The organism is Myroides odoratimimus (genome assembly GCF_004337635.1).
Lineage (GTDB): Bacteria > Bacteroidota > Bacteroidia > Flavobacteriales > Flavobacteriaceae > Flavobacterium > Flavobacterium odoratimimum.
Map to the genome: position 1 here is coordinate 3201152 of NZ_CP037427.1, position 14521 is coordinate 3215672.

Sequence of the window (14521 nt, forward strand, 5' to 3'; positions counted from 1 at the left end):
AAATTTAAGTCTAAATTACTTAAATAAGCTCAATAAAAAAACCCAACTTTACATTTTTGGGTGTAAAATTGGGTGTTATTCTTGTAATCACCTGACATTCAAGGTGAATTGCGGAGAAAGAGGGATTCGAACCCCCGGACCTGTTACAGTCAACGGTTTTCAAGACCGCCGCATTCGACCACTCTGCCATTTCTCCAGTGGTCTGCATTACTTCCGTATTGCGAGTGCAAATATAACACAAATATCCAAACCTCCAAACTTTCGAGATAAAATAATTGAAAGTTTTTTCAGTGAAGCTCCTACTTCATAGCATAGCTGTAGAATAAAAAACTAAGTATCAGACTTATACTCCCCTAACCGATTCGTTGTCTTCTAAAAACAAAAAAAACTCCTAATAAGGAGTTTTAGTATTATTTATCTTCAAAAAGCTTAACGACTAATTTATAACTTAAAGAATCTAATCCATTAAGAGCTCCTTCAGAAGAGCTATTAGAAAGAACGATTAGACCTTTCTTTCTTACTGGGTCAAAAGCCACATAGTTAGAATATCCAGCATCTATACCTCTTGTGAAGTAAAGAGGCTCTCCAGAACCAAAAGGATACCCTATCTTCCATCCTAAACTAACCCAGTAATTAGGACTTACAATAAGAGTAGGCTTCTGTGTTAGCTGTAGTACCTTATCTTCACTATTAAATTGCGCTTGAATGAACTTCGTCAAATCTGCAGCTGTAGAGATCCCCCCACTAGATGGTAATAAAGCACCTACTTTGACTGGATATACTTCCTTTAGATTGACATTAATCCCTTTTACTACCTCACGCTTCTTTTTAGGCATGTATACAGTAGAGTTATGCATACCATATCTTGCGAATATTTTCTCTTCGATTAATTGATGAAAGGGCTTGTTATACACCTTACTCAAGGTATTACCTAGTATAGCATATCCTAAGAAAGAAAAACTCTGTCTCTTATCTGGGCTTATCGTATCTGTCTCTAGATTATGTTGCAAATAGTCTTCTAGCTGTGCACTCGTCAGATTAGTCAAATAATCATCTTCTACCTTTGGATCATTAGACTTTATCTCAGGTAGCATAGGTACTAACGAAGAATGATTAGCTAAAGCAATGAAGGGAAGCTTAATATTCTTGTTAAAGCTAAAATCATAATACTTATTTATATCCGTAGTCATATCCACACCTTGCTCTAGTACAGCATCCGCTAATACAGTAGAAGTAAATATCGTCATTACATTAGCCATAGAAAACTTACTATCTGTATTGTTCTCTACTTTCACTCCATCCCCTACTTTCTTAAAGCCGTGATATTCTACCTTATCATCATCAATAATAGCAATAGCATACTGTCCTTTATCAGGTAGGTTAACCGTTTCGTTTGCGATAATTTCTTCTACACTAAACTTCTTGAATGAATCATCTACAGGCTTAGGCATGTCTAATAATCTAAATCCTACTACCTCCCCAGTATCATTCATCGCTAGATTAAGTAAAGCAACTTCATTATTCTCAAACTCAGTTTTAAACAACGCTAATTGATTATTGTCTAAGCCGTAGAACTCCATACTCATAATATTACCAAGTTTCTCTTTCATCTCTACAAAGAATAACTTAGCCTTAGCACTAGGCAACTCTTCTTTTAAAGATGGTGCGAAGTGACTGTAAATATCATCGTAATCATTGGTGTTGTAATCCTTTACAAAAGTATCTATTAAGGGTTTAAACTCTTTCTCTTGAGCGAAAGAACCAAAACTCATCAATAAACACATCGCTATGGAAATACTTAATCTCTTCATTTCTTAATTTTATTTTGCAAGGATAAATATATCAGTTATTATCCGATAAATATCTCCCTTTAACAAGAATAAAAGAAAAGTAAAAAACCACCATTAAAAATGGTGGCTTTGTTTTTCAGATTAGCCCCAAAGGGGCATTACGATTGATTATCGTTATGTTCTTGATACTTGACATATCGTTTTATCATATCTTCGTCCAATCCTACTGTACTAACAAAATATCCACGAGACCAAAAATGATTACCCCAATATGGCTTCTGTTTTAATGTTGGATATGTTTTGAAGAGTTTTATAGCTAGTTTACCTTTAAGAATTCCCATAAATTCACTGATAGATACTTTGGGGGGAATCGAACATACTAAATGAATATGATCTTTCTGAATATTCATTTCTTGTATTTGAACACCTTTCCAACTACTAATCAATTGAATATCATATTCTATCAAACTTTTTACCATTCCTTCCAAAATTTGGAAGCGATACTTGGGTGTAAAAACTATGTGATAATCACATTTGTAATATACATGCGTTAATTTTCTATATTTACTCACTGTTTAAATGTTTTATAGTACAAACCTATAAAAGGCATAGCCTATAAAACATCACCACCGCCAAAGGCGGTGGTTTTCTATACTTAAATAAAGAATTTCTTACTTCTTTTAAGTATAAGATAACAACCTCAATATAAAGCATCAAATCACAGCCCTCCTTCAAAAAATACAATACCCCTAATTACCTATTCTCAGATAAAGAAACTCTATCTGAATAGAAAATAGCCTATCTTTTTTTTAAGTATATTCGCCCTAAATAAAAACAGAAAGACTATGACCAAAAGTGAAAAAGTAAAATTCGCTATGGAGACCTTAGACGCTCTTTATCCAGAAGTTCCTATTCCATTAGATCATAAAGACCCATATACTCTACTGATCGCTGTACTTCTATCAGCACAGTGTACAGACGAACGCGTAAATAAGATTACTCCTCTACTATTTGCTAAGGCTGATAATCCGTATGATATGGTCAAAATGACGGTAGAAGAAATACAAGATATCATCAGGCCTTGTGGATTATCTCCTATGAAGTCTAAAGGTATTTATGGACTATCACATATCTTAATTGATAAGTATAATGGAGAAGTTCCTCAAGATATGGCTGCATTAGAAGAATTGCCTGCTGTCGGTCATAAGACGGCTAGTGTTGTCATGTCTCAGGCATTTGGAGTACCTGCTTTTCCAGTAGATACCCATATTCATAGATTAATGTATCGTTGGAATTTCTCTAATGGAAAAAGTGTAGAACAAACAGAAAGAGATGCTAAACGTTTATTTCCAGAGGACAAATGGAATCTACTTCATTTACAACTCGTATGGTATGGAAGACAATACTCTCCTGCACGTGGCTGGAATCTAGAACTAGATATTATAACGAGTGTGATAGGTAGAAAAACGGTTATCAATGAATACTATAAAAAGAAAGAAAAAAAAGAAAAGAAATAACACTTCTTATCCTAGCACATCAGTGTAAGATAGTATAGAGAGGTATCAAAAAGCAAAAAAAGAGGTTAAGTATAATGACTTAACCTCTTTTTTTTAATTCTCTTTCGAGTAAAGCGATAGATTATTGATTAACCCGTTTAGCCTAACTAGGCTCAATCCTTTAGAGTAACTCAAAAGGAATTTAATGGTTTCTTCTTTGGGTAAACTAAATGAACTAGTTTTCGTTGTGTAATTTTTCTTCATATGTGGCGCGTTTTGTTGTTTATACAATAATAACGACAAAACGCTTTACATATTATATCTCTGTCAAAATAATATTTTTTTCGTCAATTAATTTTCTTAAATTAAGCAGTGCATATCGCATTCTTCCCAGAGCAGTATTAATACTTACATCTGTCAACTCTGCTATCTCCTTGAAGCTCAAGTCTTGATACATACGCATCGTGATCACTTGACGTTGATCTTCTGGTAATTCTTTTAACAATAAATGTAGATCTGACTCTATCTGTTGTTGGATGATATCTCCTTCTACTGTATTAGAATCATCTTTTAGAAATGAAAAGATAGGCAATTCCTCAGAATCATATTGAAACTGTACACGCTTCTCTCTTCGGTAATGATCCATTACTAAATTATGAGCAATACGGATAACCCAAGGTAGAAACTTACCTTCTTCATTATATCGACCCGATTTAAGGGTATTAATTACTTTTATGAATGTATCTTGGAAAATGTCATTTGCTAACTCAGCATCTGATACTTTAGAAAAGATAAAACCATAGATCTTAGACTGGTGTCTTTTGATCAAAACCTCTAACGCCTCTTCACCACCTGCAATATATAATGTTACAAGGGTTGCATCAGGCATATTTATATATACCATACCAAATTTCTTTTTTAAAACTGTAAATAGATTTTTATAAAGTAATTTTGTATTATAGGCTTTGATTTTTATCGTTTAACGAGACAAATATATAAAATTATATTTGTTAAAATAAATAAAAAATAAAAGTTTTTTTTAGAACCTCAATCAACAAACGTTATCATATCTCATCATTTAGCCGGAAAACAATAAAATTCACATCTCTTAAATTTATCTAAATGAAATAATCACAATATTAGGCTGGAATAGATGTAGAAAACACAATTATATTTATGTACCGAACCTTTACATTTTTATAATACGGTCTCCCTTTTGCTCCCATGTGGTATTTCATCCTTATTCCTGTCAGCTCTTAATCTCGTTTGTATCGTGTTCCCAAGAGATACCCTAGAAGCGACTTTTTGGGAACAACTCGAAAACAAAATAGGATAACCACAGCGTCCAATCAAGATACAGCCTAGATCAACACTAGCTTTCTCTTTAAAACAACTACTCCCTTCTACCCCCAATTACTCCTATTTACTCCACTTTTTGACTTTCTATTACATCCACTTTCTAGTTCTTTCTATATTTAAACCTCATATCGTTCTTCCATCCTACTCTTTATACAAGGTGATAATGCGAAATATTATAGCAGATTCAGCATTTTGCACAAGATTATACCTTGCAGAGTTTTAGTGGAATTAAAGAAAGCATTATCTTTGTTTATTAAACCTTTATAGGCTACATGAAAAAAATAGATTTCTCCAATATAGATCCAAAAAAGAATATTATCATCAAGGGCGCTCAGCTACACAATCTAAAAGATTTAGACGTTGTCATCCCTCGTAATAATCTTGTTGTTATAACAGGATTGTCTGGTTCTGGTAAGTCCAGTTTAGCTTTTGACACCTTATATGCAGAAGGACAAAGACGTTATGTAGAGAGCTTATCTTCTTATGCTAGACAATTCTTAGGACGTATTAACAAACCTAAAGTAGAATACATAAAAGGAATTGCTCCTGCGATTGCGATTGAACAAAAAGTAAACACTAGCAATGCTCGTTCTACAGTAGGTACCTCTACTGAGGTATATGATTACATCAAATTACTGTACGCACGTATCGGAAAGACCTTCTCGCCTATCTCAGGAGAGGAAGTAAAGAAGGATACTGTAAGTGATGTATTAGACTATGTTAAGAGCTTAGCTATTGGAGCCAAATTATTATTGCTAGCCCCTATTGATTTAGGAGAAGACAGAGAGCTTTATGAGCACCTTAATGTCCTTCTTCAGCAGGGATATGCTAGAATATTAGTGCATGGAGAGACTTTGCGTTTAGATCAATATATAAATGACAATACAGAAGATATCGTTAATCAAGTAGATGCCACTCAGGTTTATCTAGTTGTAGACCGTATCGTAGTCAGTGATGATGAAGATTTCTTTAACCGCCTAGGAGACTCTGTAGAAACAGCTTTCTTCGAAGGAAAAGGATACTGCTATATAGAGGATCTTAAAGATAAAAAACGCAAAGAATTCAGCAACAACTTTGCCTTAGATGGGGAAGTTTTTCTTGAACCTAATGTACACTTATTTAGTTTTAACAATCCTTATGGAGCTTGTCCATCCTGTGATGGATATGGTAATATCATCGGTATTGACGAAGAACTAGTCATTCCTAATACAGGGCTTTCTATATATGAGAATGCGGTCTTCCCTTGGAGAGGAGAGTCGATGAGCTGGTATAGAGATCAACTGGTTAACAATGCTTATAAATTTGACTTCCCTATTCACAAACCTTACTTTGAGCTAACAGAAGAGCAAAAAGCATTGGTATGGGAAGGAAACTCGTTCTTTACAGGACTAAATGACTTCTTTAAAGAATTAGAAGAAAAAAACTATAAAATCCAGAATCGCGTCCTTTTATCTCGTTATAGAGGAAAAACAAAATGTCCTACATGTAAAGGAAAAAGACTGCGCAAAGAAGCGAGCTATGTAAAAGTAGGTAACAGAACAGTAAGCGAGCTGGTAGACTTACCTATCAAGCATTTGATTACCTTCTTTAAAGATTTAAAACTAAATGAATACGAAGCCAAAGTAGCACAACGCTTATTAATCGAGATCAATAACAGACTTGGCTTTCTAAGTAATGTAGGGCTTGACTACCTAACATTAAATAGAAATTCTGCTACGCTATCTGGAGGAGAATCTCAGCGTATTAACTTAGCCACTTCATTAGGAAGTAGTTTAGTGGGGTCAATGTATATCTTAGACGAACCAAGTATAGGATTACACCCTAAGGATACAGAAAAGTTAATCGATGTACTGAATAACCTAAAACAACTAGGGAATACAGTTATCGTGGTAGAACACGATGAAGACATCATGAAATCAGCTGATCAGATTATAGACATCGGTCCTGAGGCTGGTAGCTATGGAGGACAACTGGTAGCTCAAGGAGATTACAATACTATTTTAAAAGCAAACTCTCTAACAGGGAAATACCTTAGTGGTGCTCTTGAAATAGCTGTTCCTAAAAAACGCAGAGGGTACAAACACTTTATCGAAATAGTAGGCGCTAGAGAAAACAATCTAAAAAATATAGACGTTACATTTCCACTAGACTGTCTAACAGTGATCACAGGAGTATCTGGTAGTGGTAAGAGTACCTTAGTCAAAAAAATATTATTCCCTGCACTACAGAAAAAACTAACAGGACTTAGTGATAAACCTGGTCAGTTTACAGAGATGAAAGGGGAATTTGGTGGTATTAAATCAATAGAATATGTAGATCAGAATCCGATCGGAAGAAGTTCTAGATCTAACCCTGTGACCTATATCAAAGCCTACGATGATATTAGAGATTTATACTCTAAACAACAGTTATCAAAGCTAAGAGGTTATCAACCTAAGCATTTCTCGTTTAACGTAGATGGTGGTCGATGTGAAACTTGTAAAGGAGAAGGAACTGTAACAGTAGAGATGCAGTTTATGGCAGACGTTCACTTAGAATGTGAAACTTGTCATGGCAAGCGCTTTAAAAAAGAAATACTGGAAGTTAATTTTGAAGGGAAGAATATCGATGACTTACTGACCATGACGATAGATGATGCCTTAATGTTCTTCGATCAACATAAGCAAACTAAGATAGCACAAAAACTACAACCTCTACACGATGTAGGACTAGGCTATGTGCAGTTAGGACAATCTTCTTCTACTCTATCAGGTGGAGAAGCACAGCGAATCAAGCTTGCTTCTTTCTTATTAGCTGGTACAACTAGAGATAAGGTATTATTTGTTTTTGATGAGCCTACAACAGGATTGCACTTCCACGATATTCAAAAGTTACTAAAGTCATTTGAAGCTTTAATTGAAAAAGGGCATTCTATTATTGTGATTGAGCACAACCTTGATTTAATCAAATGTGCTGATTACATCATAGATATCGGGCCTGAAGGAGGAGAAAATGGAGGGCAATTAGTTGCTTTTGGAACACCTGAAGAAATTGTAAAAAACAAAGCTTCACTAACAGGAAAGTACCTAAAAGAAAAACTTAAGTAATCCATTGGATAATTACGAATTATGACTATATACCTCATAAGAAAAAGGCTGTATCAAATAATGATACAGCCTTTTTTAATTGTTTCAGCTCAGGTTCCGCTAACAACGTGCAATAAAAAAGGTAACCTCGAAATTCAAAATTACCTTTGTCATAATTATAATATCATGTGATATAAGCCCCTCATATTGAAGGTTAATCACTCCTATTTTTTAATTCTTAATTACTTTAACTAGTTTCTCAGTCAATCTTTTTCTACTGAAATACTGCAGTCCCATAGCGAATACTTTTAATTGATTCTGTTGATACTGTTCGAAGTATTCTAATAGAATATCTCTCACCTTATCTTTTTCAGAATACAACACTACTTTTCCAGTATTTGTTTCTTTGATAATATCGAAGAAATCAGAATCCTCAGGCCCTATCCCTAATATTGGGCGTTCTGATGCCATATACTCAAATAACTTACCAGGAATAATCGCTTTAGTATCTTCTGAATCTATTTCTACTAATAACAGTACTTGTGAAGCACGCATTTGTCTCAATGCCTCTACATTATCTACATAACCATGATTAACAACACAATCCTCTAGTCTAAACTCTTTTATGGTATCTAATACTTCACTACTTACCTTTCCTACTAGTTTTAGTTGAAAAGCATCTTTAAATGCCTTATTCTCTTTTCGCAATTCTGAGATAGCTTTCCATAAAATTCTAGGATTTCTATCAGATAAAAACGAGCCAATATGTGCTAAAGTAAATTTCTCGTCTAGAGGTACTTTTCCAAGGTTCGTAATATCATAACCGTTTGTAATCACTGTTATAGGTTTATCCGTTTTAGTCTGGAACTCCTTTTTAGTTGTTTTACTAGTGACGATAATTTGATCTGCTTTATTTAGAACTTCTTTCTCTAATTCTAAATGCTTAGTTGCACTAGACTGATTTAGTTTTAATTCTTTATGATACCCTATAGTCGTCCATGGATCTCTAAAATCAGCTATCCATTGGATGTTTAATTGCTCTTTAAGAGCCATTCCTATCAAATGCATACTATGAGGAGGCCCTGTCGTAATAATGGTCTCTATATCCTTGTTTTCCTTTAAGTACTTAGACAAATAAGCCACAGAAGGTTTCACCCAGCTCACTCTAGCATCAGGAATAAAAAAGTTTCCTCTCACCCAAAGCAATAGTTTATCCGTGAATGATTGTTTCTTCTTATCTGGAATAATTCCCGCACTTAAAGTATCTGTATTCTTACCACTTACTAATTTAGCCTTGCTATAAGGTTCACTAATAGGCTGTCTAAGAATCGTTATTTCAGAGCTTACCTCCTGCTCATTACTAGAATCTAATAATGGATAACTTGGATTTTCAGGTATATATACTATAGGTTCAATATCAAAGCTTGGTAAATATTTGACAAACTTTAACCAACGTTGTACTCCTGGTCCTCCTGCTGGAGGCCAATAATAACTTATGATTAAAACTTTTTTCTTTGGCATATTCATACTACATTTTGTTTTTTTGTGAAATCGTTTTTCTGTGAAACCGTGAAATCGTTTTTTTGTGAAACCGCTTTTCTGTGAAATCGTGAAACTGTAAACCGTAAACCGTAAACCGTAAACTGTAAACCGTCAACTGTAAATCTATTCCTTCTTCTTAACTAAAAGATATGCTCCTCCTACTGTAATCAAGAAAATAAGAATACTCGATCCTAGGGCTATTCTACTACCTGTTTTGATTACTTGTGGTTCAAAAGTAAATTCGATAGTGTGTTTCCCCTTTGATAACTCTATTCCTCTTAATACATAATCTACAGCAAAGATTGGCACCTCTGTATTATCTACTTTAGCAATCCAACCTTGTGGGTAATAGATTTCAGAGAATACTGCTACTCCATCAGCACTGTTAGTTGACTCATAAACTATCTTATTCGGAGCATAACTTTTTAACTCAATACGAGCTAAAGAATCCACAGCATATGTATCTTTTAACTGTACATCTTTAAACATAGTTGTATTCAATACAGCCTGATTTTTTGTTTTCAACTTATCCAATGCTTTCATTTCTTCATTTGCATCTTGCACTTTTTGAATACTAGATACAAACCACGCATTCCCATTCGCATTATCATTTAATAATGGAACATCACGTCCCTCTTCATCCTTCTGAATAATATACTTCACATTCATCATATTCAACACTTCCATATTAGAATGTTGATTCAATTGATAATCTGCTAGCTCTTGCATTCTACGAGGTTTCGCTGCATGATATCCACCTAAAGAATGATGGAAGAATGAACTTCTTGCACTATTAAAGCCTCCATTTAACTCATATACTCTAAAATGCTCTGTATCATTCAGTATTACCTTATCAGCTGGTGTTGCCTGGAAAGGTTGAGACATTTGAGAAGCTAGTACAAAGTTTGAGTCATTCACATACTTACGATCCACTAATACTAAATCTCCTACCATCAATACACCAATAATAATTACTGCAACAACTGGCTTAATCTTTTCTTTAGTTGATAAGAACAAAACTCCTGCAGCTAAAGCAATTAGAACAAAACTTCTAATAAGGTCTGCTGTATACATTGCTTTTCTATCTTCTATTAAAGCACTGATAAATCCTGGCCCTATCTCACCATAAGCTCCTCTATAATAACCGTCATTTAAGCCTGTAAAACTTAAAGACCCTTTTACTAAAAACAACAATATTAGGATAGATCCAGCTACGATACCTGATTTCTTTAAAACAGCTAACTGCTCTTCTTTTGCTAACTTACTATAAGCATATAGCCCAATAATAGCTAAGGCAGGTACACATAATTCAAGTATTACTTGAATAGAAGACACTGCTCTAAACTTATTATACAATGGAAAATAGTTAATAAAGAAGTCTGTCAGAATAGAGAAGTTCTTACCCCATGATAACAATAAAGAAAAGACTGCCCCTATTATGAAAACATACTTAATACTTCTCTTCTCTGCAAAAATTCCGATTAAGAACAAGAAGAATACAACAGCTCCTATATAAGCTGGTGCTGCAACAATAGGTTGATCTCCCCAATAAGTAGGTGAACTACTTGCCATTTCTTTTGCTTGTTGATCACTAGCGCCTACTGACTTAAACAATTTATATACATTAGAATCTGTATCTAAATGTTCATTATTCGCCCCCCCTGTCAAACGAGGTGCTATCAAGTTTAAACTTTCAAAAATACCGTAGCTATACTCCGTGATATAATCATAGCTCATCGCATTAGACGATTCCTTTACAGAACCATCAGGTTGATACGTTAGCTCACTATTACTACGCGTACTAAACTTAGTATATTCTGAAGTAGCCATCAGATTAGTAGCATTCGCTCCTATACTTAGAATAGCGGCTCCTACTAATACAGCTATTGATGTACCTATCGCTTTATAATCTTTTTCTCTTATATATTTGACCATATAAAATACTCCCACTACGATAAGTAATAATAGTAAATAATAGGTCATCTGGAAGTGGTTTGCACTAATTTCTAAAGCGGCTGCAAATAGAGTTAGCAATCCCCCTTTTATATAATGTTTCCTAAACACTAAAAGCACTCCTGCCAATACCATCGGCATATAAGCAATAGCGTGAGCTTTAGCATTATGCCCTACTCCTAAAATAATAATCAGATAGGTAGAAAAACCAAAAGCTAGTGCTCCTATAAATGATCTCAAAGGCTTCATTCCTAGAGAAGCCAATAGAATATAGAATCCGATAAAATAGATAAATAAATAATCTGCAGGTCTAGGTAAAAAACGAATTATGCTATCTAAATCTTTCACATAATTATGAGGAAATTTAGCTCCTAATTGATAGGTTGGCATTCCTCCAAAAGCGCTATTTGTCCAATAAGGCTCTTCTTTAACTTGTTCTCTAAAGTCTATTTGTTCTTTTGCCATTCCAGTATATTGCACAATATCGGATTGGTAAATTACCTTATTAGATAAAACAGGTGAGAAATAAAGTAGTGCTACTACTATAAAACCTAAAACCACTAATAGATGTGGATAAATTCTTTTAAACGTATTCGTTGTTTCTGATGACATTTATACTACTATTTAAGTATGCTAAAATAAGTAAATTTCAGATGGCTTTAAAGGGAAGCCTATAGTTTTATTATATATATAAAAAAGCCCTCAAGAGGCACTGCTCTTGAGGGCTTTATACTATATCTATGAATTACTTCGAATCTACTTCTTCGAAGTCTACATACTCTCCAACAACTTTTGTCGAACGTGGTACTTTATTATGCTGACTTGCAGTATTAGTATACGTTTCTGTTTCTTGATTGTTGTTATATGGATTGTACTGTTGTTGTCTCTGTTGAAAATTCTGTTCTGCTTTTTTTGCAGCCTTGTATATTAATACAGGAAACAAATAACGCATCGCTATTTTAAATGCGTAGTATATCAGAACAATAATAATAAGTGTTTTAATAAATCCCATAATTTCCTTCTTTTTACCAAAAATAGTAATTATAACCGCATAATGACAATCACAATTCTTAAATTATTGATAAATATCCTTACTCCTTCCTTTATTTTATTTGTAACCCTACTTTATTGATTTCATTATAAACAAGTAAATCAAGGACTTCATCTGCTTATATTGATCTCCCTATTATATGGGAATCTGTATTATTTCTTTGCTTCTTCCCACTTAGTATATCCTCCGTCTAACTCATATACTGTTTTAAAACCTTGTTCTAAAAGAATATTTCTAGCCTTCTCACTTCTCTTTCCTGATTTACAGAAAATATATACTGGTTCTTCTTTAGATAGCGTTTTAGTTTTATCAATAAAGTCCTCCTCTAGCACATTGATATTTTTTGCATACTCTATAGTTCCTTCGCTGAACTCTTTATCCGTTCTAACGTCAAGTAACTGAACTTCTGTCGCTTCAATTGCTTTTTTAAAGTTCTCATTGTTCAATAAATGGGCTGCCTTTTCTTGGCTATAACCACTTACTGTAATTAAAATAGTAGCAATAAATGAAAGCCAAAAAGCGTTATATTTTTTCATAATATAGGTTAGTTTATAGTTTAACAAAAATGACAAATATCATAGTATGCGATTTAACATTACTATACATTTGTTACAAATATAAAATAAATATGTCAGTTTCTCTTATACAAAAGTATAATGTACCTGGTCCTAGATACACTAGTTATCCCACTGTTCCTTACTGGGATGAGACCTCTTTTTCTGCAGATAAATGGATTGATTCTTTAAAGAGATCATTCATTGAGTCCAATCAAAAAGAAGGAATAAGTATCTATATCCATCTGCCATTTTGCGAAAGCTTATGTACGTTTTGTGGCTGCCACAAGAGAATTACCAAAAGACATGAAGTAGAAAGTCCATATATAGATGCTCTTCTTAAGGAATGGGATTTATATTGTGCATTATTTGATGAAAAACCAATCATCAAAGAAATCCACTTAGGGGGAGGTACTCCTACATTCTTTTCGCCACAACATTTGACTAAGCTAATTGAAGGTATTAAAGCGAAAGCTAATATTGCTAAAGAATATGAATTTAGTTTTGAAGGACATCCAAATAATACAACTAAAGAACACTTATCTACTCTATACAATCTAGGTTTTAGAAGAGTGAGTTTTGGTGTACAAGATTACAACCCTGAAGTACAAAAAGCAATCCATAGAGAACAAAGCTTTCACAATGTTGCAAAAGTAACACTATGGGCTAAAGAGCTTGGTTATACTTCTATTTCACATGATATTATCTATGGGCTACCGTTCCAAAAGTTAGAACATGTAATCGATACTATCGAAAAGACGAAATCTCTTTCTCCAGATCGTTTAGCGTTTTATAGTTATGCACATGTGCCATGGATAAAAGGAAATGGTCAACGTGGATTTAATGATGAAGATGTGCCTAAAGATGCTGAAAAACGTCAATTATACGAAAAAGGAAAAGAACTTCTTCTTAAGAACGGATATGTTGAAATAGGAATGGATCACTTTTCTTTAAAATCAGATTCTCTTTATAAATCTATGAATACAGGGCATATCCATAGAAACTTTATGGGGTACACCTCTTCTAAAACTCAAGTAATGATAGGCTTAGGTGTATCTTCTATCAGTGACAGCTGGTATGCTTTTGCTCAAAATGAAAAAGACATTGATACTTATTATCAACTATTAGATCAACATATTATTCCTGTTACAAAAGGGCATATATTAAACAAAGAAGATTTGATTATTAGAAAACATATCTTAAATTTAATGTGTTCTTTAAATACAGATCTAACTGCGGATATTGATAGCATTGATTTCAATCCTATATTAGAAGAACTTAAGGAACTAGAAAGAGATGAATTAATTGAAATTAAAGGATATAACATTAAGATAGCAACTAAAGGGCGTGCATTTGTTAGAAATGTATGTATGGCTTTTGATTTAAGATTACAAAAGAATAAACCCCAAAGGCAGTTGTTCTCAATGACTATCTAATAAAATAAGTAAAATGAATAAAAATATTGAGAAGATAATTACCTTCCTGGTATTACTAGGATTAGTTTCTGGAATATATAATCTAGATATGGATAACTTATGGTCTATCCAACACAACTGGCTGTCTTATATAGGTTTTATTATTTTTATAGCTTATTTAGTTTACTCTGTAAAAAAAGCAGCTAAAATACAGGATCAAAAAAACCTGTAACCATCATTCGAATTGTCATTTGTTTATTGTTTACTCTCAGGTAAACGATAGTATAAAAAAAGTC

At 33.6% G+C, this 14521-nt stretch carries 11 protein-coding genes and 1 tRNA gene; 4 read left to right on the forward strand and 8 right to left on the reverse strand.

Annotated elements, in window-relative coordinates:
• Positions 1–111 precede the first annotated feature (111 nt).
• The 3 genes from E0Z07_RS14440 to tnpA form a co-directional block, all read right to left on the reverse strand.
• Positions 112–196: transfer RNA gene (locus tag E0Z07_RS14440), tRNA-Ser, on the reverse strand.
• A gap of 214 nt (positions 197–410) precedes the next feature.
• Positions 411–1811 (reverse strand): serine hydrolase, encoded by a 1401-nt coding sequence (locus E0Z07_RS14445; RefSeq protein ID WP_059050877.1) that lies wholly within the window; start codon positions 1809–1811, stop codon positions 411–413.
• 137 nt (positions 1812–1948) lie between these two features.
• On the reverse strand, positions 1949–2362 hold the full coding sequence (gene tnpA, locus E0Z07_RS14450; protein ID WP_006261444.1) for an IS200/IS605 family transposase: 414 nt from the start codon (positions 2360–2362) through the stop codon (positions 1949–1951).
• Between the two features lie 273 nt (positions 2363–2635).
• Here tnpA and E0Z07_RS14455 point away from each other — a divergent pair, with 273 nt between their 5' ends.
• On the forward strand, positions 2636–3307 hold the full coding sequence (locus tag E0Z07_RS14455) for an endonuclease III domain-containing protein (RefSeq protein WP_006260072.1): 672 nt from the start codon (positions 2636–2638) through the stop codon (positions 3305–3307).
• A 295-nt stretch (positions 3308–3602) separates the two neighbouring features.
• Here E0Z07_RS14455 and E0Z07_RS14460 read toward each other — a convergent pair whose 3' ends face one another.
• Positions 3603–4190 (reverse strand): sigma-70 family RNA polymerase sigma factor, encoded by a 588-nt coding sequence (locus E0Z07_RS14460; RefSeq protein ID WP_006260071.1) that lies wholly within the window; start codon positions 4188–4190, stop codon positions 3603–3605.
• 727 nt (positions 4191–4917) lie between these two features.
• Between E0Z07_RS14460 and uvrA the strand changes: the two genes are divergently transcribed.
• Positions 4918–7731 carry an excinuclease ABC subunit UvrA gene (gene uvrA / locus E0Z07_RS14465; protein WP_006265438.1) on the forward strand — a complete coding sequence of 938 codons (2814 nt, stop codon included), beginning with the start codon at positions 4918–4920 and terminating at the stop codon, positions 7729–7731.
• A gap of 210 nt (positions 7732–7941) precedes the next feature.
• Here uvrA and E0Z07_RS14470 read toward each other — a convergent pair whose 3' ends face one another.
• The 4 genes from E0Z07_RS14470 to E0Z07_RS14485 all read right to left on the reverse strand — a co-directional run bounded on the left by E0Z07_RS14470 (position 7942) and on the right by E0Z07_RS14485 (position 12792).
• Entirely contained in the window at positions 7942–9237 is a 1296-nt protein-coding gene (locus tag E0Z07_RS14470) for a glycosyltransferase family 4 protein (RefSeq protein ID WP_016649319.1), read from the reverse strand.
• Between the two features lie 138 nt (positions 9238–9375).
• On the reverse strand, positions 9376–11817 hold the full coding sequence (locus E0Z07_RS14475) for a YfhO family protein (RefSeq protein ID WP_131540872.1): 2442 nt from the start codon (positions 11815–11817) through the stop codon (positions 9376–9378).
• A 133-nt stretch (positions 11818–11950) separates the two neighbouring features.
• Positions 11951–12217 (reverse strand): DUF4834 family protein, encoded by a 267-nt coding sequence (locus tag E0Z07_RS14480; protein ID WP_006260067.1) that lies wholly within the window; start codon positions 12215–12217, stop codon positions 11951–11953.
• 191 nt (positions 12218–12408) lie between these two features.
• Entirely contained in the window at positions 12409–12792 is a 384-nt protein-coding gene (locus E0Z07_RS14485; RefSeq protein ID WP_058699982.1) for a rhodanese-like domain-containing protein, read from the reverse strand.
• 92 nt (positions 12793–12884) lie between these two features.
• Between E0Z07_RS14485 and hemN the strand changes: the two genes are divergently transcribed.
• Positions 12885–14246 (forward strand): oxygen-independent coproporphyrinogen III oxidase, encoded by a 1362-nt coding sequence (gene hemN, locus E0Z07_RS14490; protein ID WP_131540873.1) that lies wholly within the window; start codon positions 12885–12887, stop codon positions 14244–14246.
• Between the two features lie 13 nt (positions 14247–14259).
• Positions 14260–14457, forward strand: coding sequence for a hypothetical protein (locus E0Z07_RS14495; RefSeq protein WP_006263693.1), 198 nt, complete (start codon positions 14260–14262; stop codon positions 14455–14457).
• Positions 14458–14521 lie beyond the last annotated feature (64 nt).